Genomic DNA, 26,128 nt, shown 5'->3' on the forward strand with positions numbered 1-26,128 from the left:
CGGCTATCCTTTGTCGCGACGAACCCCTCGTCATTTCTGGAGCACATAACGAAAAATGAACAATCACGACTGATGAATTTCGATCCTTGCTAAACGCTTGTGCGTCGGCAGGGGATGTTTTGATTTCATTCAGGAGTGCTTATGGCTCATTTTTGTGCGCAATCCCCCTCTTTTATTTTGCATCAGGTCACCTGTCAGTTTGCGACGGGCGATACCCTTTTGGGTCCGCTGAATTTAGCGCTGGAACCGTCGCTTTGTGCGCTGGTCGGGCGTAACGGCAGCGGCAAAACACGCCTTTTACGCCTGCTGGCCGGGCTGGACTCACCGACAAGTGGTCATATCGAGCGTCGCGGGTCGCATGTTTACGTCGCGCAGCAGCATGATATTTCTGCGCAGACCACCCTGGCCGAACTGCTTGGCTACGACGACATTTTCGCGGCCCGCCGACGCATCGACAGCGGTGACTATCAGCCGGACGATCTGGAACGTCTCGACGGTTACTGGGACTTAGCTGAACGGTTAACCGCGGCGTTTCTCACGGCCAATCTTCCTCCTTTCGATCCCGAAAACCTCGCGTCTTCCCTTAGCGGCGGCGAACGCGTGCGGGCTTTGCTGTGCGGGGCTTTTACCGCTAATGCCGATTATCTGCTGCTTGATGAGCCGACGAACCACCTCGACAGACAGGGGCGTGAATGGTTTTACGCCCAGCTCGCGCGTTGTAGCTGCGGCGTGATGGTCGCGACTCACGATCGGGAATTACTGGCGCAGGTGCCGCGCATACTGGAACTTAGCGGTACCGGGCTGCGCGTTTATGGCGGCAATTACGACGACTATCAACGCCAGCGGGATGCCGAACAGCAGGCGGCGCGTGCGGCGCTGGACCATGCTGCCACGGAGCGCAAACGCACCCGCGCTCGTATGCACAAAGAGCATGACGCCAGTCAGCGGCGGTCGGCGCAAACGCTGCGCACGGTCGATTCCATGAACATCGCCTCCTTTGAACGGATTAAATACAAAATGGCGGCGAAAGAGCGGCCCGGTACGTGGCGCAAGCAGCATCATGAACAAACTGACGCCCTGAATACCGCGGTAAAACAGGCGCGTGAGCGGGTGGAGGAAGAGAATCCGGTGATGTTTACCCTGCCGGGCAGCCGCATTGCCGAGGGCAAACAGGCGATCGTCCTGCAGGAGCTGGTTCTCCCGTACGTGAACATGCCCCCTGTTAACTGGCGCATGGACGGGCCGATGCGCGTGGCGCTACGCGGGCCGAACGGCTGCGGGAAATCGACATTATTGAAGATTATTCTCGGTGAGCTGGAAGCTGTTTCAGGAACCTGTCGCGTGTCGGTGCAAAGTGCGTATCTCGATCAGCACCTGTCGCAGCTGGATCTTACACAGTCCGTCATGACGCATCTCAATCTGCATGACACGCCGCTGGAAGAGGGCGTGCTGCGAAGTCGTCTGGCGCAGCTTCAACTGGGTGCGGATAAAGTCTCCCTGCCGCTGAGGGAGCTGAGCGGCGGCGAGCGTCTGAAAGCGGCGTTGGCGTGCGTCCTGTGGCGAGAAGAGGCTACTCAACTGCTGCTGCTGGATGAACCGACGAACCATCTGGATTTGGCGTCTGTACAGGCTATTGAAGCGGCGCTGGCCGGTTTTCCCGGTGCGCTGCTGGTGGTGTCCCACGATCAGGCTTTCCTTAATGGACTCCAGCTGACCCATGAGATGGTGTGGGATGAGAAAGGATGGCGTTGTGAACGGCTCTAGAATACAAACCCCCGCAATTGCGGGGGCGATAAGATGAACGTATTAACTTACTGCGTACTGACTGTTCGAGCGACCTGAATCATGCGCATCAGTTTCAGCTCGGTCGTGGAGGGTTTTACACGTTTTGATTCCCACTCATGGACCAAGGCCACACTGACGCCCATCTCTCGGGCGAAATCATCAATTTTTAACCCTGTCCCTTTGCGTAATCGCTCAAATTCAGTAAAGGGATTCGTCTTTTGGGACGGGGTAACGGTCTGCGATAAATCTTTAAAAACAATTTGTTCCAGGCTGCTTAACAGCTCAAGCATAGGATCTTTAGATTCCATTAAGAACTCCTCTTAAATCACACAGCGGGATCGTGAACATCAGAGAGCCAATTAAGGATAGCCTCAAAAGAGTGCAAAAGATTGTCACGTCTGTGATTAATCGTGCGGTAACGATCGCCTTATTCGTTTCAGCAAAAGAGAGCGTGACGCTAATTGCCTGATTAATCGAAACAGGCTTTGCGCAGTATTTTTTTGTAAATCGTAAGAAATAAACCGGCAATAGCCGTTTTGCATGAAAAGAGTATCCTGACGGCCTGACCTGGACTATCCTAATCAGCGTCGGGCACGCGTGTGCCGGTGTGCGTTTTTTGGGTGAAAGGAGTATTAAAATGGCGACAGGAAAGTCCTGCTCTCGCTGGTTTGCGCCTATTGCGGCGTTGTTGATGGTAGTTAGCCTGAGTGGGTGTTTCGATAAAGAAGGCGATCAGCGTAAAGCGTTTATCGATTTTCTACAAAATACCGTGATGCGCAGTGGCGAGCATCTGCCGACGCTGACTGCGGATCAGAAAAAACAGTTTGGTCCCTTCGTTTCCGATTACGCCATCCTTTATGGTTATTCACAGCAGGTGAATCAGGCGATGGATTCCGGTTTGCGTCCGGTTGTGGACAGCGTTAACGCAATCCGCGTTCCACAGGACTATATGACTCAGCGTGAACCGCTGCGCCAGTCTAATGGTGCGCTCGGGGTGCTGAGCCAGCAGCTACAGAATGCGAAAATGCAGGCTGATGCGGCGCGTTCTGCGCTGAAACAGGGTGAAGATCTGAAACCTGTGTTTGATCAGGTGTACGAGAAAGTTGTCACCAAACCTTCAGATGCAATGCAGCCGCTGATCCCAGCCGCGCAGATCTTTAGCCAGCAACTGGTGCAGGTGGGCGATTTTATCTCCCAGCAGGGGACGCAGGTGAGCTTTGTCTCTAACGGCATTCAGTTCCCAACGTCTCAGCAAGCCAGCCAGTACAACACGCTGATTGGGCCGCTTGCCTCTCAGCACCAGGCCTTTAGCCAGGCGTGGAGCGCGGCAGTCACCGCGACGGAATAAAAGAAAACCCCGCCTGGTGCGGGGTTTTTTACAAGCTGATAAAAATAATGCTTGTCATTCATCTACCACATCGGTATAACTATTCCTGTCGGTTTGTTACACAGACCTAAAGCAGTTTAGTTAAGTAGTCCAGATGAGTTATCCAAAGATATCTTCGTAGTGACCCTTCCTTCATCGCTTAAAAATCTGTAACACATTCCATCATCGCGCCGGAAGGCAAAACGTATTTTAAAAAGGTAATTTCTATGTCTGGTAAAATGACTGGTCTGGTAAAATGGTTCAACGCTGATAAAGGCTTCGGCTTCATCACTCCTGACGATGGCTCTAAAGATGTATTCGTACACTTCTCTGCTATCCAGAACGAAGGCTACAAATCTTTGGACGAAGGTCAGAAAGTTTCCTTCACCATCGAAAGCGGCGCTAAAGGCCCAGCAGCTGGTAACGTTGTAAGCCTGTAAGCTTCCAACTCAGCAGCACAAGAATTTAAAAACCCGCCTCTGGCGGGCTTTTTTCGTTTCAGGCTTTGTGATTATTTTACCTGCGGGTTCACGCAGTTCTTCTCAACTTTCCCGTTAAGCGCATCGATCAGGTTATCCACCGCCGTGGACGCCATATTGTATCTCGTCTCATGAGTGGCCGAACCGATATGCGGCAGCGCAACCACGTTTGGCAATGTCAGCAGCGGCGAATCGATCGGCAGCGGCTCCTGCTCGAACACATCCAGACCCGCCGCGTGGATCTCACCCTTTTGCAAGGCTTCAATCAACGCTTTCTCATCCACCACTGGCCCACGGCCTGCGTTGATGAAAATGGCCGTTTTTTTCATTTTCTCAAACTCAGCTTTACCGATAAGATGATGCGTCTCATCCGTCAGCGGCAGGATCAGGCAGACATAATCCGCTTCCTGCAGCAGTGTATCTAACTCACAGTAACGGCCATTGAAACGCTCTTCAGCTTCTTTATGCTGACGGCGTGCATTGTAGAGAATCGGCATGTTAAAGCCGAAATGCGCGCGCTGAGCCAGCGCCAGCCCGATCCGGCCCATGCCGACAATCCCCAGCGTTTTGCCGTGAACGTCCACACCAAACCAGTCGGGACCGATGCTTTTAGTCCATTCGCCTGCTTTCACGCGCTCAGCCACTTCCACAACGCGACGCGCAGTGCTCAGCACCAGCGCCATCAGCGTATCCGCAACCGTCTCGGTGAGTGCGGTTGGCGTGTGCATCAGCAGAACATTGCGTGCGTTAAGCGCCTCGACGTCAAAGTTGTCGTAGCCGACAGAGATCGTCGAAGTCGCACGAAGCTTCGGCATTTTCTCCAGCAATGCGCTATCCACTTTTTCGCTTGATCCCAGCAGCCCCTCCGCGCTGGCAAAGGCTTCCGCGTGCTGCGCCACGGTCTCCTGGCTCAGGTTTTTCACCTGCGTGACGGTGAAATGTTCCTCAAGACGTTTGTGTAGATCGTCGGGCAGTGCTTTATACAAAATGACGGACGGCTTCATGCTAATCTCCGTTGATTTTAAAAGGTTCAGGCGTGACGTGCGCCAGCAGGAATTTGTTGATTATTAGCAGGCTTAACAATCAAAGTAAGCCACACAGAAGCGAAAAGTGCCACCCCCATAAATATGTACGAGGCCGACGGGCTGCCGGTGGCACCGTTGAGATAGCCAACAAACCACGAGCCGAAGAACGAACCTAACGCTCCCATGCTGTTGATCAGCGCCATCGCGCCACCGGCTACGTTACGCGGCAGCATTTCCGGGATGATGGCAAAGAACGGACCGTACGGCGCGTACATGGCCGCGCCAGCGATCACCAGCAGCGTGTAAGAGACCCAGAAGTGGTTTGCGCCTACCGCCCATGAACCGATAAAGGCGAACGCGGCAATCAACAGCAGCGGCCAAACGAATAATTTACGGTTTTGCAGCTTATCCGAGGCCCATGACACCACGATCATCGCGATCGTTGCCGCCAGATACGGTACCGACGACAGCCAGCCCACTTCCACCATGCCGAGGTTTTCGCCGCCGCTGCGAATAATCGACGGCAGCCACAGCACAAAACCGTACACCCCGATGCTCCACGCGAAATATTGCATACACAGCAGGATAACGTTGCGCGAACGGAAAGCTTCACCGTAGTTACGCACCGCTTTCAGCCCCTGCTGTTCTTTATCCAGCTCGGCCTGCAGCGCGGCTTTTTCACTGGTGGAAAGCCAGGTCGCCTGCGACGGTTTATCTTTCACCAGCACCCACCAGCAGAAGGCCCAGATGATCGCCGGGAATCCTTCGATGATGAACATGTGACGCCAGCCGAATGACTGAATCAGATAACCCGAAACCACGGACATCCACAGGACCGTCACCGGGTTACCGAGGATCAGGAACGTGTTGGCGCGTGAGCGTTCGGATTTGGTAAACCAGTTGCTGATGTAAATCAGCATCGCAGGCATCACGGCGGCTTCAACGACCCCGAGAATAAAGCGAATGGCGGCCAGTGCGGGGATATTATTGACCATCCCGGTGAGGGATGCGCAGGCGCCCCACAAAATCAGGCAGACAAAGATCAGTTTGCGCACGCTACGGCGCTCGGCGTAAATCGCTCCAGGGATCTGGAAGAAGAAATAGCCAAGGAAGAACAGGGCACCTAACAGGGACGAGACGCCTTTGGTGATCCCCAAATCTTCGGTGATCCCTGCGGCAGACGCGAAGCTGAAGTTCGCGCGATCAAGGTACGCCAGGCTGTACGTGATAAACACGATAGGCATGATGTACCACCAGCGTTTAACTGCATTGGTCGATGTGTTCATGGGCTTGCCTCTGTTGTTGAGGTTTATACCGCCGTTGTCTGTAGGGTACACGGTGGCTGATTATTGTTACTCGGACAGTTGTGCGCGGGTCGGCAATCCTTCGCTGTCGCCTTGCACCTGAATGGCCAGCGATCCGATCTTATTCCCGCGTGCGACGGCCTGTTGTAGCGTTTTGCCTTCAAGCAGGGCGCTAATCACCCCGACTGCGAATCCATCTCCTGCGCCGACGGTGTCGACAACGTTATCGACTTTCACCGCAGCGACAGCACCTTTGTCGCCGCTGGCAGTTTTGAACCAGGCGCCGTCAGCGCCAGTTTTCAGCACCACGGCTTGCACGCCGTGCTCCAGATAAAAATCGGCAATCCCTTCCGGGGTTTTCTGCCCGGTGAGGATCATGCCCTCTTTCAGACCGGGCAGAACCCAGTTTGCCTGGAAGGCCAGGTGATTGAGCTTTTCAACCATATCGGCTTCGCTTTTCCACAGCACCGGGCGCAGGTTCGGATCGAAAGAGATCGTCTTACCCTGGGCTTTCAGGGTACTGGCCGCGTGATCGAGCAGATCGTATGAGCTGGCCGATAGCGCCGCTGCGACGCCACTTAAATGCAGATGCCGCGCTGAAGAGAAGTAAGCAGGATGAAAATCTTGCGTGGAAAGATGGCTGGCGGCAGAGCCTTTGCGGAAATACTCCACAATGGGATCGGTTCCATTTTCGACTTTAGATTTTAGTTGAAAGCCGGTCGCGAAACGGTTGTCGAGAGTGACGCCCGCCGCGTCGATCCCCTCTTTTTTCAGCGAATCCAACACAAAGTGGCCAAAACTGTCGTCGCCCACGCGGCTGACCCAGCCAACGTTGAGTCCCAGGCGCGCCAGGCCGGTTGCTACGTTCAGCTCTGCGCCGGCAACGCGTTTGATAAAGTGTTCAACCGAGCGCAGCTCGCCCGTTTCCGTGGCCACAAACATGGCCATGGCTTCACCGATGGTGATGACGTCCAGAGAATCAGACATGGCGTGTCTCCTCACGCAGCAGATTGACGTAATGGCGGGTGACCGCCGCTAAATCTGGCCCTTCCAGCGGGAATTCAATGCCGCGAGGGGCGTCGGCCGGAAGCTGGTTCAGCAGATCCATCCAGCGGGCATCGGCGTTATCCGGTGGGATAGCGCGGAAGTGTTGGTGATGCGGGACAGCCGCTTTGACATGGATATAGCTCACCGCCGGGGCCAGATGGTGCGCGGCCTCTTCCGGCGATTCACCAACCCACAGCCAGTTTCCGGTATCGAAGGTGAGGGTGACAGGCAGTTCTATCACCCGGCAGGCCGCCTTGAAACGCTGCATTGGCGCAAGCTGCCCGCAGTCGGTCTGATCATTTTCTACTACCAGCGTCATCCCGCTTTCGAGCAGCAGTTCGCGCAAGGCTTCAAGGGGCTGCTTATCGCGGAAATGACCCAGCGAGACTTTCAGCCAAAGGGCATTGAGGGTGCTGGCTTCTGCGAGATAGCGCGGCAGATCCGGGTTCAGTGTGCCGTCTGGCATCAGTAACGCGGCGGGGGCGGAGTAACAGGCGAACAAACCGAGCAGTTCGATAGACTGAGCCAATGTTGGCAACGCCTGTAGCTCCTCATCATTAAACAGCTCCCGGCGGATCTCGACGCCGTCGGCTCCCCCGGCGGCAATGACCGGTAATATGGCCCGCTGGCCGCCCACCTGACGGACGTGATCTGCGCCATACGCGGCGGTGACGACGATGATTTTCCTGCCCATTGGCTGACTCCCATTCATAGCTGATAGGTATTACGCTAGATGGAACCGGTTCCAAAGAAAAGGTCAGGATGTTGAATTTATGATCGTCATCACGAAGGGGGTTAACGCGACGTCGAGCCGCGTACGATCAGCTCACCGGAGAAGACCTGCTCGCGCACGGTGTCGGTAATGCCTTCGATGCGGCGCACCACCTGCTCGACGGCGGCGTAGCCAATCTGCCAGGTCGGCTGTTTGAGAGTGGTAATGCCAACGCCTGCCAGCTCGGCCCATTCGAGTTCGTCGAATCCGAGCAGACCAATATCGCTACCCCAGTTCAGGCCAATACGTTTGAGGGAGCGGGCCACCTGCAGCGTGAGCGCGCCGTTGGCGGAAATGACCGCTTTGCGCATCCCGCGATGACGGGTATGGAACTGGCGCAGGGTATTATCCATTTGATCGGCTTCGTGCAGCGGAATTTCGGCATTCTCGGCGATCACGCCAGGATAACGCGCCAGGGTGGCGCGAAATGCGCTGAGACGGTCGCGGCGGGTATTCACCATGCCCAGCGGCTCGCTCATGAACAAAATCGCTTCAAAACCTTGCTCGATCAGGTGCTCTGTTGCCGTTGTGGCGGCCTGGGTGTTGTCCAGCCCTACCACGTCGCAGGCGAATTCCGGGATTTTGCGATCAATCAGCACCATCGGCAGGGACGACTGTTGCAGGCGGTTAAGCCCCTCTTCGCGCATCCCCACGGCATTGACCACGATGCCTTCGACCTGGTAGCTGCGCAGCAGGTCAAGGTAGTGCAGCTCCTGGTCCACTTCGTTGTTGGTGTTACACACCAGCGGGGTGAAGCCCTTTTCGCGGCACGCGGCTTCGATGCCACTGAGCACGTTGACGGAGTAGGGGTTGGTAATGTCGGCGATGATCAGACCGATGAGGCGAGTGCGACCATGCTTCAGGCCGCGAGCCATCAGGCTTGGGCGGTAATCCAGTTCGGCGATGGCTTGTTCAATACGGGCCAGCAGCGCGTCGGAAAGCAGATGTTTCTCGCCATTAAGATAGCGCGAAATACTGGTTTTTCCGGTTTTGGCGGCTTTCGCCACGTCGCTGATGGTGGGCCGTGCTGATTTGCTCATCGCTGATTCCCTTAAGATTAGTGAGAACACCTTAGCGGGAAAATCAACGATGGCAAGCGCTTCATGCCGGATGGCGCAGCCGCCACCCGGCATTTCAATTACTGAATGGGGCTTAATGTGATCTCAACGCGGCGGTTCTGCGCTTTGCCTTCTGCCGTGCTGTTGCTGGCGATTGGATTCGCCGGGCCCATGCCGCTGGTGCGGATGCGGTTTGCGGCAACGCCCTGAGTGATCAGCGAGCTGGCGACGGAATCCGCGCGCTGCTGAGACAGACGCATATTCAGATCCTGGCTCCCGGTGCTGTCGGTGTAACCAATGACGTTAACGGCTGTTTTGCTGTACTCTTTGAGCACCGTTGCCACGCCGGTCAGCGTGTTGGCACCCGCCGGTTTCAGCGTTGCGCTGCTGCTGTCGAAGGTCACGTTGTTCGGCATGTTCAGAATGATGTTGTCGCCACTTCGCGTCACGCTCACGCCTGTTCCCTGCATTTTGTCGCGCAGTTTAGCTTCTTGCACATCCATGTAATATCCTACGCCGCCGCCCAATGCGGCACCCGCTGCAGCACCGATCAGCGCGCCTTTGCCGCGATCTTTCTTCGAGGAAGAGAGTGCGCCAACGCCTGCGCCGACCAATGAGCCAATACCCGCGCCAATGCCGGATTTGCCCGCTTCACGTTCGCCGGTGTAAGGGTTGGTTGTGCAGCCAGAAACCGCCAGTGCTCCACTGACCAGAGCCGCAATGACAAGTACGCGTTTATTCATCTTATTTCCTTAATCCTTTTTATTCTTTGCCACGAAGCGTGTGGCGGTTGATTATGACGCCCTAAGAGGAAGAAAATTCCAGGGCTAACTCTGAAATTTGTGTCCAAATCTTAAATAGCCTCAAAGAAGGCCGTCATACCTGCAACAGACAAACCCAGGAGCGCACGCTTGACCACTTTAATAAAAACGATTCTGACCGCCGCCCACTGGGGCCCGATGCTGGTTGAAACCGATGGCGAGAATGTCCTGTCCTCGCGTGGGGCGCTGCCAACGCAGCACCCTAATTCGTTACAAACTGTGGTGCGCGATCAGGTGCACAGTAAAACCCGCGTGCGCTGGCCGATGGTGCGTAAGGGTTTTCTGGCCTCGCCGGATAATCCGCAGGGTACGCGCGGACAGGATGAGTTCGTTCGGGTGAGCTGGGACGATGCGCTGGCGTTGATCCACACGCAGCACAAACGTATTCGTGAAACCCATGGCCCGGCGTCTATATTTGCGGGTTCTTATGGCTGGCGTTCGAACGGTGTGCTGCACAAAGCGGCGACGCTCCTGCAGCGCTATATGAGCCTGGCGGGGGGATACACCGGGCATCTCGGTGACTACTCAACCGGTGCGGCGCAGGCGATCATGCCGTACGTTGTCGGCGGAAATGAAGTTTATCAGCAGCAGACCAGTTGGCCGCTGGTGCTGGAGCACACGAATGTGGTGGTGCTGTGGAGCGCCAATCCGCTCAACACGCTCAAAATCGCGTGGAACGCGAGCGATGAGCAGGGGATTCCCTATTTCGATGCGCTGCGTAAAAGCGGTAAACGCCTGATCTGTATTGACCCGATGCGCTCCGAAACCGTCGATTTCTTCGGCGATAGCGTCGAGTGGCTGGCCCCGCACATGGGGACCGACGTCGCGATGATGCTGGGTATCGCCCATACGCTGGTGGAAAACGGCTGGCACGACCAGGCGTTTCTCGCCCGCTGCACAACCGGGTATGACAAATTCGCTGACTACCTGACGGGCAAAACCGACGGAATCGCCAAAACCGCCGAGTGGGCGGCGGACATTTGCGGCATTGATGCAGCGAAAATCCGCGAACTGGCGGCACTGTTCCACGAAAATACCACTATGCTGATGTCCGGCTGGGGAATGCAGCGCCAGCAGTTTGGCGAGCAAAAACACTGGATGCTGGTGACTCTTGCGGCGATGCTGGGTCAGATTGGTACGCCAGGCGGTGGCTTTGGTTTGTCGTATCACTTTGCTAACGGCGGAAACCCGACCCGTCGCGCTGCGGTTCTGGCCTCGATGCAGGGTTCCGTGCAGGACGGAATTGATGCGGTAGATAAAATCCCGGTGGCGCGCATCGTCGAAGCGCTGGAAAATCCCGGTGGCTTCTACCAGCATAACGGCCTGGATCGCCACTTCCCGGATATCCGTTTTGTCTGGTGGGCGGGCGGCGCAAACTTCACCCATCATCAGGATACCAACCGACTGATCCGCGCCTGGCAAAAGCCGGAGCTGGTGGTGATTTCCGAATGCTTCTGGACGGCGGCAGCCAAACACGCCGATATCGTTCTGCCAGCGACCACCTCCTTTGAGCGTAACGATCTCACCATGACCGGCGACTACAGCAATCAGCACATGGTGCCGATGAAGCGCGTCGTTGCGCCGCGCGATGAAGCCCGGGATGACTTTGAGGTGTTTGCGGAGCTGAGCGAACGCTGGGAAGAGGGCGGTCGTGAGCGTTTCACCGAAGGGAAATCCGATCTCGAGTGGCTGGAGACGTTTTACCAGATTGCCGCGCAGCGCGGTGCCGCTCAGGGGGTAACATTGCCGCCGTTTGCCCAGTTCTGGGAAGCGAATGAGATCGTCGAAATGCCGGAGAGTGAGCAGAACGCGCAGTTTGTTCGCTTCGCGGACTTCCGCCGCGACCCACAATCGCATCCGCTGAAAACCGAAAGCGGCAAAATTGAGATCTACTCGCAACGTATCGCCAGCTTTAACTATGCCGACTGCCCACCGCATCCGATGTGGCTGGAGCCGGACGAGTGGCACGGCAATGCGCAGCCAACACAGTTGCAGGTGCTCTCTGCGCACCCGGCGCACCGTCTGCACAGCCAGCTGAACTATTCGTCCCTGCGCGAACAGTACGCCGTGGCCGGACGCGAGCCGATCACGCTACATACCCTTGATGCGAAAGCGCGCGGAATTGCCAATGGCGATGTGGTGCGCGTCTGGAATGCTCGCGGGCAGGTGCTGGCCGGGGCGGTGGTGAGTGAGGGCATTAAACAGGGCGTGATCTGTATCCACCAGGGGGCGTGGCCGGATCTGGAACTCACGGCAGGCGGGATTTGCAAAAACGGCGCAGTAAACGTGCTCACCAAGGATCTCCCCAGCTCGAAGCTGGGGAACGGGTGCGCGGGGAACACGGCGCTGGCGTGGGTGGAGAAATATCAGGGCCCTGAGCTGACGCTTACGGCGTTTGATCCGCCTGCCAGCTCATAATCCACGTCGGGTGTTGAGTCTCTTCCTGCCAGGCGCTGTCTTCAATGCGAAAACCCTGAGCATGGTAGAAATTCACCGCCCGACTGTTTTTCTGGTAAACCTCAAGACTGAGATAGGGGAACTGCTGCTGCACGTGGTGGATCAGCGCGTGGCCGATCCCTCTCCCCGCATGAGCGGTGGCGACAAAGAGTGCGCCGATAAACTGCGACTCCATCACGCTGATAAAACCACGCACCTCGCCTTTCTCTTCCCATACCCAGGTTTCTGCACCGGGGAGATAGGTGTCGCGTACCAGCGGTTCACTCTCTATCCAGTATTGCGCGTCGATAAACGGGTGCGCCTCGGTGGTGCTTTCAAGCCATAAACTGAGCAGCGGCGCAGTGTTTTCACTTTGCCATTTGCGAATCATGTTGGCCTCCTGGGTGGCAAAAACAGCCCGTGATATGATCGTTCACCAGACCGCAGGCCTGCATAAATGAGTAGCAAATCGTGGTGCCAACAAATTTGAAACCACGCTTTTTCAGTGCCTTAGACAGGGCATCGGAGGCGGATGTGGAGGTCGGGATTTCACCCATCGTCGCGGCCTGTGTCACCTGCGGCGTGTTGTCGACAAACGACCAGACAAAATCGGAGAAAGGCTCGCCGTTTTCGGCCATCGCCAGGTACGCTTTTGCGTTGCCAATAATGGCCTGAATTTTCCCCCGATGCCGGATAATACTGGCATCCAGCACCAGCCGTTCGACGTCTTCCTCAGTCATGGCGGCCACCGCAACGGGATCGAACTGATGGAAGGCGTTGCGATAATTTTCCCGTTTTTTTAGCACCGTAATCCACGATAAACCCGCCTGCTGGCCTTCCAGGCAGATCATCTCAAAGAGCTTTTTACCGTCGGTCTCCGGCACGCCCCATTCTTTATCGTGATAGTCGATATAGAGCTGATCCTGGCTTACCCATCCGCAACGTTGCATTGGTTTTCATCCTTAATGATTTAACCCGTAAAAAAATCAACCCACCTGGCTTGACGTGTGCCTCAAAAAGACAATATTTAATTAAGGGCTTTGCCCTCATACCTCTTTCTAACAATGACAAATATCGCCGAATTCGGCTCTTTCTGGAGTCGCTTTGATGATGATAAAAATAATCAGTGGTCGCCATGCTGTTACTGGCCTGGCGGGAGTCTCTGTCTGTTTGTTTTTTTGTAGCACAGCTTACGCCTGGCAACAGGAATATATCGTTTCGGATGCGCAAAATAATACGACCGAACGCTATACATGGGACGCCGATCACCAACCGCGTTATGACGATATTCTCGCGGAGCGTATTCGTTCTTCCCAGAACATTCCGGGGCTGGCGTTGAACATGCCGGAAAATTATCCTGCGGAATCTGACAGTACCCTGTCGCTGAGCCTGACGATTCCGGTGACGCAGAAGGTGACCACGGGGCCGGTTGCTGCCTGGCATTACGACGGTTCGTCGCCCATGGCCTACAACGAATACGGTGACAATGGCAGCCAGTCGCTTACCGACCCGCTGTGGCATGCCAGCGTGAGCACGCTCGGCTGGCGCGTCGACACGCGTATGGGCGGTCTTCGGCCGTGGGCGCAGATTAGCTACAACCAGCAGTTTGGGGATAATCAGTGGAAGCCGCAGTCGGGGATGAGCCGCCTGCCGGCCTCCATGCAGTACGATAACTGGATGGATGTGACCGTGGGTGCCGACGTGCTGCTTTACCCACATATGGCCGCGTACGCCTCTTTGTCTCAGGCGGATAACACCATGACCGGCGCGGATTATTTATATACCCTGGGTGTGAGCGCCAGATTTTAATATTGTTATTTAATTCAACCTTGCTGTAACATCTTAAATACAAGAATGGCCGTGCTTGTGGCGATAGCGGGCACTAACAAACTCCTTATCTTTCGCCCGGCAAGGTCATTCATTCCTGATTCCAGGCATTTCATTCCGTCTCCACTGCATTTCATGCCGTTTTCCCCCAGGCCTTTTGAGGTTTTGTTTATCGTTGTCTGCAGCGAATTCCTTTAATTTCTCTTGCAGGACAACTGCCATGAACACATCAACATACAACCGCACTCGTTGGCTGACCCTATTTGGCACCATCGTGACGCAATTTGCGTTGGGATCGGTTTATACCTGGAGCCTGTTTAACAGCGCGCTCTCTGACAAACTCGGCGCGCCGGTGAGCCAGGTGGCGTTCTCGTTCGGCTTGCTGAGCCTGGGGCTGGCGTTATCCTCGTCCATCGCCGGGAAATTGCAGGAACGTTTTGGCGTGAAACGCGTGACCATGGCCTCGGGCATCCTGCTGGGTGTCGGCTTTTTCCTGACGGCGCACTCCAGTAACCTGATGATGCTCTGGCTGAGCGCCGGGGTGCTGGTGGGGCTGGCAGATGGCGCGGGCTACCTGCTGACCCTGTCGAACTGCGTGAAGTGGTTCCCGGAGCGTAAAGGCTTAATCTCAGCCTTCTCCATTGGCTCTTATGGTCTGGGTAGTCTCGGGTTTAAATTTATCGATTCGCACCTGCTTGCCTCTGTGGGCCTGGAAAAGACCTTTATGATCTGGGGCGCTATTGTGCTGGTGATGATTCTGTTCGGCGCGACGCTGATGAAAGATGCCCCGATGCAGGAAGTGAAAACCGTTAACGGCGTTGTGGAAAATGACTTCACGCTGGCGCAGTCCATGCGCAAACCTCAGTACTGGATGCTGGCGGTTATGTTCCTGACAGCCTGCATGAGCGGTCTGTATGTGATTGGCGTGGCGAAAGATATTGCCCAGGGGATGGTGAAACTGGATGCGATGACTGCGGCGAATGCGGTAACCGTGATTTCCATTGCCAACCTGTCTGGTCGTCTGGTGCTGGGTATTCTCTCCGACAAAATCGCCCGTATCCGTGTGATTACGCTGGGGCAGGTGATCTCCCTGGTGGGTATGGCGGCCCTGCTGTTTGCGCCACTGAATGAGATGACCTTCTTCGCGGCGATTGCCTGCGTGGCCTTCAATTTTGGTGGCACCATTACCGTGTTCCCGTCACTGGTGAGCGAGTTCTTTGGTCTGAATAATCTGGCGAAGAATTACGGGGTGATTTACTTAGGCTTCGGTATCGGCAGCATCTGCGGGTCCCTCATCGCCTCGCTGTTCGGCGGCTTCTATGTCACCTTCTGTGTCATCTTCGCCCTGCTGATTATCTCATTGGCGCTCTCCACTACGATTCGCCAGCCGCAACGGCAGGTATTTAACGAAGCGCATGCGTGATGACTGACTGAAAAGGCTGGATTTTCCGGCCTTTTCTTTTATCACTTAGCTGAGCGTTCCTTGACCCAATCTGCTTTCGAACTTGATTTTTTGTAAATATCTACTGCAATCACACTCTCTGCTGCCACTTTTTCCTGTCACTGTGGTCTACTTACCACGCTTTAGACGTTTCTGATAACGATCCCCTGAGCGAATATCTACTCTGTTCACTTTTACAGCTAAAAGTGGATGGCGTGACTGTCCCTTTTTTCGGGTAGCCTGCATGAAATACATTAAATCGATGACGCAACAAAAGCTGAGCTTTTTGCTGGCGTTGTACATCGGCCTGTTTATGAATGGCGCTGTTTTTTTCCGTCGGTTTGACGGGTTCGCGCAAGACTTTACCGCCTGGAAAGGAATCGCAGCGGTTGTTGAGTTGGTTGGTACCGTTCTGGTTACCTTTTTCTTATTACGTCTCCTCTCACTGTTTGGACGCCGCATCTGGCGCGTTCTGGCATCTCTGGTGGTGCTCTGCTCGGCAGGTGCCAGCTATTACATGACTTTTATGAACGTGGTTATTGGCTACGGCATTATTGCCTCAGTCATGACGACGGATATCGATCTCTCGAAAGAGGTGGTCGGCCTGCACTTTATCCTGTGGCTGGTGGGCGTCAGTGCGCTGCCGCTGCTGCTCATCTGGAGTAACCGCTGCCGCTATACCCTGCTGCGTCAGATGCGCACGCCAGGGCAACGCGTCCGAAGCGTCGCGGTGGTACTGCTGGCGGGGCTGATGGTCTGGGGCCCGATTCGTCTGCTTGAAGTGAAGCAGAAGAGTGACGAACGTACTTCTGGCGTGGATTTGCCGAGCTACGGCGGCGTGGTGGCGAACTCCTATCTGCCCTCTAACTGGATTTCCGCGCTGGGCCTGTACGCCTGGGCGCAGGTGGATGAGTCTTCCGATAATAAATCTCTGCTCAATCCGGCGAAGCAGTTCACCTACGAAGCGCCTAAAGATATCGACGATACCTATGTGGTCTTTATCATCGGTGAAACGACGCGCTGGGATCATATGGGGATTTTAGGCTACGACCGCGATACGACGCCGAAACTGGCGCAGGAGAAGAACCTGATCGCTTATCGGGGCTACTCATGTGATACGGCGACCAAGCTGTCGCTGCGCTGCATGTTTGTTCGCGAGGGCGGGGCGGATGACAACCCGCAGCGTACCCTGAAAGAGCAGAACGTCTTCTCGGTGCTGCATCAGCTTGGATTCAGTTCTGATCTCTACGCGATGCAGAGCGAGATGTGGTTCTACAGCAACACGATGGCGCAGAACATTGCCTATCGTGAGCAGATCGGCGCTGAGCCGCGTAACCGCGGCAAGAGCGTTGACGATATGCTGCTGATCGATGAGATGAAAGGCTCGCTGAGCAACAATCAGGATGGGAAGCATATGATCATCCTGCATACCAAAGGCTCGCACTTTAACTACACCCAGCGTTACCCGCGCAGTTTTGCCAAATGGACGCCGGAGTGTGTGGGCGTAGACAAAGACTGCACCAAAGAGCAGCTGATTAACTCTTACGATAACTCGGTGATGTACGTGGATCACTTTATCGAGAGCGTGATTGACCAGGTGCGCGACAAGAAAGCGATTGTTTTCTATGCCGCCGACCACGGTGAGTCGATCAACGAGTATGAGCACTTGCACGGCACGCCGCGCAAGATGGCGCCACCGGAGCAGTTCCGCGTGCCGATGATGGTGTGGATGTCGGATAAATATCTGGAAAACCCGGATAAAGAGAAGATGTTCCAGCACCTGAAACAGCAGGCTGAGATGAAGGTGCCTCGCCGTCACGTTGAGCTGTATGACACCATCATGGGTTGTCTCGGCTATACCTCGCCAGACGGCGGGATTAATGAGAACAACAACTGGTGCCATGTCCCTGATGGCCCGGCGAAAGCCACTAAGTAACCGAGCTGGCGAGTTTCTCGCCAGTCGAATGGCTTTTTGAAGATAAGGGATTGACGAGGGCGCACCCCAGCAGTAAGATGCGCTCCGCATTCGGCGAGTAGCGCAGCTTGGTAGCGCAACTGGTTTGGGACCAGTGGGTCGGAGGTTCGAATCCTCTCTCGCCGACCACATTTAAAAAAGGGCTAACCGCAAGGTTGGCCCTTTTTGCATTATGGACTTATCCACGCCGACTCTCCAAAACGCTCCTTATCCCCGCATTACCCTGCCTGTTAACGATTTTGTGACATAATCCATTGTATTTTTTTATATATGGATTGATCTTTTTTCGCGTTGCTTATGGATAACCTCAGCATTTTCCGCTGTGCGTTTTAACGTTCGCGGCATTTACTGCTCAGATAATCACCATTCTGTAAGAAAATTTACGCGATCTGAATAAATGTTAATCACTGATTGTTGCGAAATATGAAGAGATTTGTGCTGCAAGATGGCGAGTAGCATAAATTTCCCTGCTGAAAATAGGTGACTAAAGTTTTTTTAATCTTTGTTTGCCGTTTCTCACCCTCAACGTAAATCCCCGTCACCTGTATTGACGTTTTCACATTCTGTTGACAGATTGTAGGGCACGAGGGGCATTTCAGGGAGGATCTGCGCTGCAACTCCGACGCTCTTCTGAAAGGAATCTCCATCCCTTATCACGCCTTCGGGCATCACCGACCGGACCGGGTAAAAAATAAATAAAGGTCAGGCGGCGTAACACAACAAAGCAAAACATCACATTGGAGCAGAATAATGAGTATTTCCTTGAAGAAGTCAGGGATGCTGAAGCTTGGTCTGAGCCTGGTCGCTCTCACCGTCGCGGCAAGCGTGCAGGCAAAAACCCTGGTTTACTGTTCTGAAGGCTCGCCGGAAGGCTTTAACCCACAGCTGTTCACCTCTGGTACAACCTACGACGCTAGCTCTGTACCAATCTATAACCGTCTGGTTGAATTCAAAATCGGTACCACGGAAGTTATTCCGGGTCTGGCTGAGAAGTGGGAAATCAGCGAAGACGGCAAAACCTATACCTTCCACTTACGCCAGGGCGTGAAGTGGCAGGACAATAAAGATTTCAAACCAACGCGTGAACTGACTGCGGATGACGTTGTGTTCTCCTTCGATCGTCAGAAAAACGCACAGAACCCGTACCATAAAGTTTCTGGCGGCAGCTACGAATACTTCGAAGGGATGGGTCTGCCGGACCTGATCACCGAAGTGAAAAAAGTGGACGACAAAACCGTTCAGTTCGTTCTGAGCCGTCCTGAAGCGCCATTCCTGGCTGACCTGGCTATGGACTTCGCCTCTATTCTGTCAAAAGAGTATGCGGACAACATGCTGAAAGCAGGCACCCCGGAAAAAGTGGATCTGAACCCAATCGGTACCGGTCCATTCCAACTGCAGCAGTACCAGAAAGACTCCCGTATTCTGTACAAAGCATTCGAAGGTTACTGGGGTACCAAGCCGCAGATCGACCGTCTGGTCTTCTCCATCACGCCTGACGCGTCCGTGCGTTACGCGAAACTGCAGAAAAACGAGTGCCAGGTGATGCCGTACCCGAACCCGGCTGATATCGCTCGCATGAAGCAGGACAAAAATATCAACCTGCTGGAGCAGGCGGGCCTGAACGTGGGTTACCTCTCCTTCAACACCGAGAAGAAACCGTTTGATGACGTGAAAGTGCGTCAGGCGCTGACTTACGCGGTGAACAAAGAAGCGATCATTAAAGCGGTTTACCAGGGTGCAGGTATTGCTGCCAAGAACCTGATCCCACCAACCATGTGGGGCTACAACGACGACGTTAAAGACTACACCTACGATCCTGAGAAAGCGAAAGCGCTGCTGAAAGAAGCGGGCCAGGATAAAGGCTTTACCGTTGAGTTGTGGGCAATGCCTGTTCAGCGTCCGTACAACCCGAACGCTCGCCGTATGGCTGAGATGGTTCAGGCTGACTGGGCTAAGGTAGGCGTTCAGGCCAAGATCGTCACTTACGAGTGGGGCGAGTACCTGAAGCGTGCTAAAGCTGGCGAACACCAGGCTGTGATGATGGGCTGGACCGGGGACAATGGGGATCCGGACAACTTCTTCGCCACCCTGTTCAGCTGCGCGGCTGCGAAAGATGGTTCTAACTACTCTCGCTGGTGCTACAAGCCGTTTGAAGATCTGATTCAGCCGGCGCGCGCAACGGACGACCACAACAAGCGTATTGAACTCTACAAACAGGCTCAGGTAGTGATGCATGACCAGGCTCCGGCGCTGATCGTGGCTCACTCCACCGTTTACGAGCCAGTGCGTAAAGAAGTCAAAGGCTATGTGGTTGATCCGCTGGGCAAACATCACTTCGAAAACGTCTCTGTTGAATAATTAAAAGCGTCAGGGGTGCATGAGCACCCCGTGCCGGCGGCGCTGTGCGAGCGCGGACCTACAGCGGTAGGCCGGGTCAGCGCAGCGCCGTCCGGCAGCAGTGCTTTATTCCCTCTTCGCGGAGGGAATAAGATTTGTGAGCAATACAGACGTCACCGCCTGCGGGCAGTACGTCATTAGAGAGAATCCGGGATATGTTGCAGTTCATCCTCCGACGTCTGGGACTTGTCATCCCCACGTTTATCGGTATCACCCTTCTCACTTTTGCCTTCGTCCATATGATCCCCGGCGACCCGGTAATGATTATGGCGGGTGAGCGTGGTATCTCCCCTGAACGCCATGCGCAGCTGCTGGCCGAACTTGGCCTCGATAAGCCGATGTGGCAGCAGTATCTCCATTATATTTGGGGCGTCCTGCACGGTGATTTAGGGATTTCGCTGAAAAGCCGTCTTCCGGTGTGGGACGAGTTTGTGCCGCGTTTTAAAGCGACGCTGGAGCTCGGTATCTGCGCCATGATTTTTGCCGTTGCTGTCGGTATCCCCGTCGGTGTCCTGGCTGCCGTTAAGCGCGGTTCAATCTTCGATCACACCGCTGTTGGCCTGGCGCTGACCGGTTACTCCATGCCTATCTTCTGGTGGGGCATGATGCTGATCATGCTGGTCTCCGTGCAACTCAACCTGACGCCGGTCTCCGGAAGGGTGAGCGACATGGTGTTCCTTGATGATTCCAACCCGCTCACCGGCTTTATGCTGATCGATACGGCCATCTGGGGCGAAGAGGGCAACTTCATCGATGCGCTGGCGCATATGATCCTGCCTGCGATGGTGCTCGGGACCATTCCTCTGGCGGTAATTGTACGTATGACGCGCTCGTCGATGCTGGAAGTGCTGGGGGAGGATTACATCCGTACCGCCCGCGCCAAAGGTCTGACCCGTATGCGCGTCATCATCGTCCATGCGTTGCGTAACGCGATGCTGCCTGTCGTGACGGTGATCGGCTTGCAGGTGGGGACATTGCTGGCCGGGGCGATCCTGACCGAAACCATCTTCTCCTGGCCGGGCCTGGGACGTTGGCTGATCGATGCGCTGCAACGCCGTGACTATCCGGTTGTGCAGGGCGGTGTACTGCTGGTGGCGACGATGATTATCCTCGTTAACCTGCTGGTCGATTTGCTGTACGGCGTGGTGAACCCGCGTATTCGTCATAAGAAGTAAGGGGCCATCATGTCACAAGTTACTCAAAATAAAGCTGTTGCTGCCCCGGTGCCAATGACGCCGATGCAGGAGTTCTGGCATTACTTCAAACGCAACAAAGGCGCCGTGGTCGGGCTAGTGTATGTCACCATCATGATCATTATCGCCGTGTTTGCGAACGTGCTGGCGCCCTATAACCCGGCGGATCAGTTCCGCGACGTGCTGCTGGCTCCGCCAGCCTGGCAGGATGGCGGGACCTTCGCCCATCTGCTCGGCACGGATGACGTGGGCCGCGATGTGTTATCGCGTCTGATGTACGGTGCGCGTCTGTCGCTGCTGGTAGGGTGCCTGGTGGTGGTACTGTCGCTGATCCTCGGGGTTATCCTCGGACTGGTTGCCGGCTACTTCGGCGGTCTGATCGACAACATCATTATGCGTGTGGTCGACATCATGCTGGCCCTGCCAAGCCTGCTGTTGGCGCTGGTCCTTGTGGCGGTGTTTGGGCCGTCGATAGGTAACGCGGCGCTGGCCCTGACGTTCGTGGCACTCCCTCACTACGTGCGATTAACACGTGCGGCGGTGCTGGTGGAAGTGAACCGCGATTATGTCACCGCTTCACGTGTGGCAGGCGCGGGCGCGCTGCGCCAGATGTTTGTCAATATTCTCCCAAACTGCCTTGCGCCGCTGATCGTTCAGGCGTCGCTCGGTTTCTCTAACGCCATTCTCGATATGGCTGCTCTTGGCTTCCTTGGCATGGGTGCGCAACCGCCAACACCGGAGTGGGGCACAATGCTCGCCGATGTGTTGCAGTTCGCGCAAAGCGCATGGTGGGTCGTGACCTTCCCGGGTCTGGCGATTCTGCTGACGGTGCTGGCATTTAACCTGATGGGTGATGGTCTGCGTGATGCACTTGATCCCAAACTGAAGCAGTAAGAGGCACGAGATGGCGTTATTAAATGTAGATAAATTATCGGTGCACTTCGGTGACGTGGGCTCCGAGTTTCGTGCCGTAGACCGTATCAGCTACAGCGTGAATCAGGGTGAAGTGGTTGGCATTGTGGGTGAGTCTGGCTCGGGTAAATCTGTCAGCTCACTGGCGATCATGGGTCTTATTGATTACCCCGGCCGCGTGATGGCGGAAAGCCTGGAGTTCAACGGCCAGGATCTGAAGCGCATCTCCGAGAAGCAGCGCCGCCAGCTGGTGGGCGCTGAAGTGGCGATGATCTTCCAGGACCCAATGACCAGTCTGAACCCGTGCTATACCGTCGGTTTCCAGATTATGGAAGCGATCAAAGTGCATCAGGGTGGGAATAAGAAAACCCGTCGCCAGCGCGCGATCGACCTGCTTACGCAGGTGGGGATTCCCGATCCGGCATCACGTCTGGATGTTTATCCGCACCAGCTGTCTGGTGGGATGAGCCAGCGCGTGATGATCGCTATGGCGATTGCCTGTCGACCGAAGCTGCTGATTGCGGATGAACCGACCACGGCGCTGGACGTGACCATTCAGGCGCAGATCATCGAGCTGCTGCTGGAACTGCAGCAGAAAGAGAACATGGCGCTGGTGCTGATTACCCACGATCTGGCGCTGGTGGCCGAAGCCGCCCACAAAATTATCGTGATGTATGCCGGTCAAGTCGTGGAGGCCGGAAGCTCGCACGATATTTTCCGCGCGCCGCGTCACCCGTATACCCAGGCGCTGCTACGTGCGCTGCCGGAGTTTGCCCAAGATAAAGCGCGTCTGGCGTCGTTGCCGGGCGTCGTCCCGGGTAAATATGACCGCCCGACGGGCTGTCTGTTGAATCCGCGCTGCCCGTATGCAACAGATAAGTGTCGTGCTGAAGAGCCAGAACTGAACACCCTCCCAGGTGGTCGTCAGTCTAAATGTCACTACCCACTTGATGATGCCGGGAGGCCAACACTATGAGTACGCAAGAGGCCGCCAAACAACAGCCGCTGTTGCAGGCCATCGATCTGAAAAAACACTATCCGGTGAAGAAGGGGATTTTCGCCCCAGAACGCCTGGTGAAAGCGCTGGATGGGGTGTCGTTCACCCTGGAACGCGGCAAAACGCTGGCTGTGGTCGGTGAATCGGGCTGTGGTAAATCCACGCTAGGTCGTTTGCTGACGATGATTGAAACCCCGACCGGCGGCGAGCTGTACTATCAGGGCCAGGATCTGCTCAAGCACGATCCCCAGGCACAGAAGCTGCGCCGTCAGAAAATTCAGATTGTGTTCCAGAACCCGTACGGTTCTCTGAACCCGCGTAAAAAAGTGGGACAGATTCTGGAAGAGCCGCTGCAAATTAACAGCGATCTCAACAAAGAGCAGCGCCGTGAAAAAGCGCTGGCGATGATGGCGAAAGTGGGTCTTAAAACCGAGCACTACGATCGCTATCCGCACATGTTCTCTGGCGGTCAGCGTCAGCGTATCGCTATCGCGCGTGGTCTGATGCTGGACCCGGACGTGGTGATTGCCGACGAACCGGTCTCTGCGCTCGACGTGTCCGTGCGCGCGCAGGTGCTGAACCTGATGATGGATTTGCAGCAGGATCTGGGGCTGTCGTATGTGTTTATCTCGCACGACCTGTCCGTAGTAGAGCACATTGCTGATGAAGTGATGGTGATGTATCTCGGGCGCTGCGTGGAGAAGGGGACCAAAGACCAGATCTTTAATAATCCTCGTCATCCGTATACGCAAGCGCTGCTGTCGGCCACGCCGCGTCTGAATCCGGACGATCGCCGTGAGCGTATTAAGCTGACGGGCGAGCTGCCAAGCCCGCTGAATCCACCGCCGGGTTGTGCGTTCAACGCCCGCTGCCGTCGCCGCTTTGGTCCTTGTACTCAGTTACAGCCGCAGTTGAAGGACTACGGCGGTCAACTGGTGGCCTGCTTTGCGGTCGATCAGGATGAAAACGGTGAGAAACCGCACGCATAATGCGTAAACAAAAAAACCGGCGATTATCGCCGGTTTTTTTATGTCTGCGAATCCACTATTTTCGCAGGCGAATCTGGTCTACGGCGTGGTTTTCACTTTTCGTTAGAATCAGGCTCGCGCGCTCGCGCGTCGGCAGGATGTTCTCTTTCAGGTTCACGTAGTTAATCTCATTCCAGAGCGATGTCGCCACATTGACCGCTTCCTCTTCAGAAAGCTGGGCGTAGTTATGGAAGTAAGAGTCAGGGTCGGTAAACGCCCCTTCACGGAACTTCAGGAAACGGTTGATATACCAATTTTGCAGCAGATCTTCCGGCGCATCGACATATATAGAGAAGTCGACGAAGTCGGAGACAAACACATGATGTGGGTCGTGCGGGTAATCCATGCCGCTTTGCAGCACGTTTAGCCCTTCGAGGATCAGAATATCCGGTTGCGCCACCGTTTTATCGCCGTCCGGGATGCGGTCGTAAATCAGATGGGAATAGACCGGCGCCGTGACGTTTGGTGCGCCAGATTTCAGATCTGAAACGAATTTCACCAGGCGGTGCATATCGTATGAAAGAGGAAAGCCTTTCTTCTTCATCAGGCCGCGCTCTTTCAGCACCTCGTTCGGATGCAGGAAGCCGTCTGTGGTGATCAGCTCGACGCTGCGATGTTCAGGCCAGCGGCTCAACAGCGCTTGCAGAACACGTGCAGTGGTACTTTTACCGACCGCCACGCTGCCCGCGATGCTGATGATATAAGGAATACGCTGGCCATTGGTGCCGAGGAACTGCTCCAGTACCGCCTGACGACGCAGGTTGGAGCTTATATAGAAGTTAAGCAAGCGGGACAGTGGCAGATAGATCTCTGCAACCTCCTCCAGCGACAGGTCTTCGTTGATCCCCTTTAACCGCGCAATTTCCCCTTCCGTTAAGGTCATGGGGACGGAGTCACGCAGAGCGGCCCACTGGCTGCGGTTAAACTGAAGATAGGGTGTCATTAACGATTGCTCTTTTTTGCTCATAAGCGTGTTCAGTGAACCCTTTGTCTGCGCGACAACGCGTTCGTGGCGGCAGCGGTTCATCACTTAGTAGTTAAATTTGGACAATGGGCAGGAGGTTAACACCAGATGGCGGGAATAATAAGAAAAAATATAGACAAGTGATGCTTTACGCGGAGGGCATCACGATACGCTATAGGTGGATTATTTGCGGTGCTTATGCTGAATATTTGAACGGCAATGAACGAAATATCAGCGTTTTTCCCTTCTGGCGCACAAAATCTGAGCGAAAGAACATTTTATGCAATTTTTTAGTTGCATGACTGCTCATGCCCCCATAGAATGCGCGCTACTTGATGCCGACTTAGCTCAGTAGGTAGAGCAACTGACTTGTAATCAGTAGGTCACCAGTTCGATTCCGGTAGTCGGCACCATCAAGTCCGGTGGGGTTCCCGAGCGGCCAAAGGGAGCAGACTGTAAATCTGCCGTCACAGACTTCGAAGGTTCGAATCCTTCCCCCACCACCACTTTCTGGCAGCGTTATCGCCGCCTGAGCTGGCTAAAACATTAATCAGCTCAAAACATAAAAAGAGAGAAATCTCTTTTTTGTTACAGAAAGAACTGGGTAGCCGAGTTTCAGGATGCGGGCATCGTATAATGGCTATTACCTCAGCCTTCCAAGCTGATGATGCGGGTTCGATTCCCGCTGCCCGCTCCAAGACGTGCTGATATGGCTCAGTTGGTAGAGCGCACCCTTGGTAAGGGTGAGGTCCCCAGTTCGACTCTGGGTATCAGCACCACTTCACTTCTCCTCCCTGTTTCTCTCTGTTAACCTTTAAAAAGCATTCAACAGTTCAGGCATATTGCCTGGTTGATGTGGTGATATCACCGATTTATCCGTGTCTTAGAGGGACAATCGATGTCTAAAGAAAAGTTTGAACGTACAAAACCGCACGTTAACGTCGGTACTATCGGCCACGTTGACCATGGTAAAACAACGCTGACCGCTGCAATCACTACCGTTCTGGCTAAAACCTACGGTGGTTCTGCTCGTGCATTCGATCAGATCGATAACGCACCAGAAGAAAAAGCTCGTGGTATCACCATCAACACTTCCCACGTTGAATATGACACCCCGACTCGCCACTACGCACACGTAGACTGCCCGGGCCACGCCGACTATGTTAAAAACATGATCACCGGTGCTGCTCAGATGGATGGCGCAATCCTGGTTGTTGCTGCGACTGACGGCCCTATGCCTCAGACTCGTGAGCACATCCTGCTGGGTCGTCAGGTTGGCGTTCCTTACATCATCGTGTTCC

23 protein-coding genes and 5 tRNA genes are annotated in these 26,128 nt (G+C 54.9%); 18 read left to right on the forward strand and 10 right to left on the reverse strand.

Features of this window, described 5'->3' with window-relative positions; all coding sequences use genetic code 11:
- The first annotated feature begins 141 nt into the window (after positions 1 to 141).
- Positions 142 to 1,764: an ABC-F family ATP-binding cassette domain-containing protein gene (locus tag ETG88_RS17135; RefSeq protein WP_129035912.1), complete on the forward strand. Its 1,623-nt coding sequence runs from the start codon at positions 142 to 144 to the stop codon at positions 1,762 to 1,764.
- A 47-nt stretch (positions 1,765 to 1,811) separates the two neighbouring features.
- Here ETG88_RS17135 and ETG88_RS17140 read toward each other — a convergent pair whose 3' ends face one another.
- Positions 1,812 to 2,093, reverse strand: a complete 282-nt coding sequence (locus ETG88_RS17140) for an HTH-type transcriptional regulator (protein ID WP_100778131.1) — start codon at positions 2,091 to 2,093, stop codon at positions 1,812 to 1,814.
- 329 nt (positions 2,094 to 2,422) lie between these two features.
- On the opposite strand from ETG88_RS17140, the gene ETG88_RS17145 reads away from it, so the two are divergent.
- Both ETG88_RS17145 and cspE read left to right on the forward strand, forming a co-directional pair.
- Positions 2,423 to 3,133, forward strand: a complete 711-nt coding sequence (locus tag ETG88_RS17145; protein ID WP_100778130.1) for a DUF3053 domain-containing protein — start codon at positions 2,423 to 2,425, stop codon at positions 3,131 to 3,133.
- Between the two features lie 245 nt (positions 3,134 to 3,378).
- Positions 3,379 to 3,591: a transcription antiterminator/RNA stability regulator CspE gene (cspE, locus tag ETG88_RS17150; RefSeq protein WP_006177792.1), complete on the forward strand. Its 213-nt coding sequence runs from the start codon at positions 3,379 to 3,381 to the stop codon at positions 3,589 to 3,591.
- A gap of 71 nt (positions 3,592 to 3,662) precedes the next feature.
- Here cspE and ghrB read toward each other — a convergent pair whose 3' ends face one another.
- From ghrB to ETG88_RS17180, 6 genes are all read right to left on the reverse strand, one after another.
- Complete coding sequence (gene ghrB / locus ETG88_RS17155; RefSeq protein WP_129035914.1) at positions 3,663 to 4,634, reverse strand: glyoxylate/hydroxypyruvate reductase GhrB; 972 nt, start codon at positions 4,632 to 4,634, stop codon at positions 3,663 to 3,665.
- A gap of 26 nt (positions 4,635 to 4,660) precedes the next feature.
- Positions 4,661 to 5,941: an MFS transporter gene (locus tag ETG88_RS17160; RefSeq protein ID WP_123429660.1), complete on the reverse strand. Its 1,281-nt coding sequence runs from the start codon at positions 5,939 to 5,941 to the stop codon at positions 4,661 to 4,663.
- A gap of 66 nt (positions 5,942 to 6,007) precedes the next feature.
- Complete coding sequence (locus tag ETG88_RS17165; protein ID WP_129035916.1) at positions 6,008 to 6,946, reverse strand: sugar kinase; 939 nt, start codon at positions 6,944 to 6,946, stop codon at positions 6,008 to 6,010.
- Positions 6,939 to 7,700: a sugar phosphate isomerase/epimerase family protein gene (locus ETG88_RS17170; protein WP_129035918.1), complete on the reverse strand. Its 762-nt coding sequence runs from the start codon at positions 7,698 to 7,700 to the stop codon at positions 6,939 to 6,941. The genes ETG88_RS17165 and ETG88_RS17170 overlap by 8 nt, the downstream gene beginning before the upstream one ends.
- A 101-nt stretch (positions 7,701 to 7,801) precedes the next feature.
- Positions 7,802 to 8,818, reverse strand: a complete 1,017-nt coding sequence (locus ETG88_RS17175; protein ID WP_107702490.1) for a LacI family DNA-binding transcriptional regulator — start codon at positions 8,816 to 8,818, stop codon at positions 7,802 to 7,804.
- A 98-nt stretch (positions 8,819 to 8,916) separates the two neighbouring features.
- Entirely contained in the window at positions 8,917 to 9,579 is a 663-nt protein-coding gene (locus tag ETG88_RS17180) for an OmpA family lipoprotein (protein ID WP_100778124.1), read from the reverse strand.
- A gap of 216 nt (positions 9,580 to 9,795) precedes the next feature.
- On the opposite strand from ETG88_RS17180, the gene ETG88_RS17185 reads away from it, so the two are divergent.
- On the forward strand, positions 9,796 to 12,075 hold the full coding sequence (locus ETG88_RS17185; RefSeq protein ID WP_233446130.1) for a molybdopterin guanine dinucleotide-containing S/N-oxide reductase: 2,280 nt from the start codon (positions 9,796 to 9,798) through the stop codon (positions 12,073 to 12,075).
- Here the strand turns inward: ETG88_RS17185 and ETG88_RS17190 are convergent.
- Together ETG88_RS17190 and tag are read right to left on the reverse strand one after the other, a co-directional pair.
- Positions 12,044 to 12,484: an N-acetyltransferase gene (locus tag ETG88_RS17190; protein WP_129035922.1), complete on the reverse strand. Its 441-nt coding sequence runs from the start codon at positions 12,482 to 12,484 to the stop codon at positions 12,044 to 12,046. The genes ETG88_RS17185 and ETG88_RS17190 overlap by 32 nt on opposite strands.
- Positions 12,462 to 13,043, reverse strand: a complete 582-nt coding sequence (tag, locus tag ETG88_RS17195) for a DNA-3-methyladenine glycosylase I (RefSeq protein ID WP_129035925.1) — start codon at positions 13,041 to 13,043, stop codon at positions 12,462 to 12,464. Before tag ends, ETG88_RS17190 begins: the two co-directional genes overlap by 23 nt.
- Positions 13,044 to 13,200: 157 nt before the next feature.
- Here tag and ETG88_RS17200 point away from each other — a divergent pair, with 157 nt between their 5' ends.
- The 9 genes from ETG88_RS17200 to dppF all read left to right on the forward strand — a co-directional run bounded on the left by ETG88_RS17200 (position 13,201) and on the right by dppF (position 23,824).
- Positions 13,201 to 13,902, forward strand: a complete 702-nt coding sequence (locus ETG88_RS17200) for an autotransporter domain-containing protein (RefSeq protein WP_129035927.1) — start codon at positions 13,201 to 13,203, stop codon at positions 13,900 to 13,902.
- Between the two features lie 238 nt (positions 13,903 to 14,140).
- A complete protein-coding gene (locus tag ETG88_RS17205) occupies positions 14,141 to 15,343 on the forward strand; it encodes an L-lactate MFS transporter (RefSeq protein ID WP_100778119.1) in 1,203 nt (400 codons plus the stop codon).
- Positions 15,344 to 15,605: 262 nt separating this feature from the next.
- Entirely contained in the window at positions 15,606 to 17,297 is a 1,692-nt protein-coding gene (eptB, locus tag ETG88_RS17210) for a kdo(2)-lipid A phosphoethanolamine 7''-transferase (protein ID WP_107702486.1), read from the forward strand.
- Between the two features lie 91 nt (positions 17,298 to 17,388).
- Positions 17,389 to 17,465, forward strand: a tRNA-Pro gene (locus ETG88_RS17215).
- Between the two features lie 621 nt (positions 17,466 to 18,086).
- Entirely contained in the window at positions 18,087 to 19,694 is a 1,608-nt protein-coding gene (gene dppA / locus ETG88_RS17220; RefSeq protein WP_100778116.1) for a dipeptide ABC transporter periplasmic-binding protein DppA, read from the forward strand.
- Between the two features lie 194 nt (positions 19,695 to 19,888).
- A complete protein-coding gene (gene dppB / locus ETG88_RS17225; RefSeq protein WP_100778115.1) occupies positions 19,889 to 20,908 on the forward strand; it encodes a dipeptide ABC transporter permease DppB in 1,020 nt (339 codons plus the stop codon).
- 9 nt (positions 20,909 to 20,917) lie between these two features.
- Entirely contained in the window at positions 20,918 to 21,820 is a 903-nt protein-coding gene (gene dppC / locus ETG88_RS17230; protein ID WP_100778114.1) for a dipeptide ABC transporter permease DppC, read from the forward strand.
- A 10-nt stretch (positions 21,821 to 21,830) separates the two neighbouring features.
- On the forward strand, positions 21,831 to 22,814 hold the full coding sequence (dppD, locus tag ETG88_RS17235; protein WP_100778113.1) for a dipeptide ABC transporter ATP-binding protein: 984 nt from the start codon (positions 21,831 to 21,833) through the stop codon (positions 22,812 to 22,814).
- On the forward strand, positions 22,811 to 23,824 hold the full coding sequence (gene dppF / locus ETG88_RS17240; RefSeq protein WP_100778112.1) for a dipeptide ABC transporter ATP-binding subunit DppF: 1,014 nt from the start codon (positions 22,811 to 22,813) through the stop codon (positions 23,822 to 23,824). The genes dppD and dppF overlap by 4 nt, the downstream gene beginning before the upstream one ends.
- Before the next feature lie 55 nt (positions 23,825 to 23,879).
- On the opposite strand, the gene coaA is transcribed toward dppF, so the two are convergent.
- Positions 23,880 to 24,830: a type I pantothenate kinase gene (gene coaA, locus ETG88_RS17245; RefSeq protein WP_100778111.1), complete on the reverse strand. Its 951-nt coding sequence runs from the start codon at positions 24,828 to 24,830 to the stop codon at positions 23,880 to 23,882.
- A gap of 334 nt (positions 24,831 to 25,164) precedes the next feature.
- Between coaA and ETG88_RS17250 the strand changes: the two genes are divergently transcribed.
- The 5 genes from ETG88_RS17250 to ETG88_RS17270 form a co-directional block, all read left to right on the forward strand.
- Positions 25,165 to 25,240: transfer RNA gene (locus tag ETG88_RS17250), tRNA-Thr, on the forward strand.
- 8 nt (positions 25,241 to 25,248) lie between these two features.
- Positions 25,249 to 25,333 (forward strand) — tRNA-Tyr (locus ETG88_RS17255).
- Positions 25,334 to 25,449: 116 nt separating this feature from the next.
- Positions 25,450 to 25,524, forward strand: a tRNA-Gly gene (locus ETG88_RS17260).
- A gap of 6 nt (positions 25,525 to 25,530) precedes the next feature.
- A tRNA-Thr gene (locus tag ETG88_RS17265) sits at positions 25,531 to 25,606 on the forward strand.
- Between the two features lie 119 nt (positions 25,607 to 25,725).
- A partial coding sequence (locus tag ETG88_RS17270; protein ID WP_042650965.1) for a GTP-binding protein occupies positions 25,726 to 26,128 on the forward strand: 403 nt, incomplete at its 3' end.

The organism is Lelliottia nimipressuralis (assembly GCF_004115925.1).
Classification (GTDB): Bacteria; Pseudomonadota; Gammaproteobacteria; order Enterobacterales; family Enterobacteriaceae; genus Enterobacter; species Enterobacter nimipressuralis.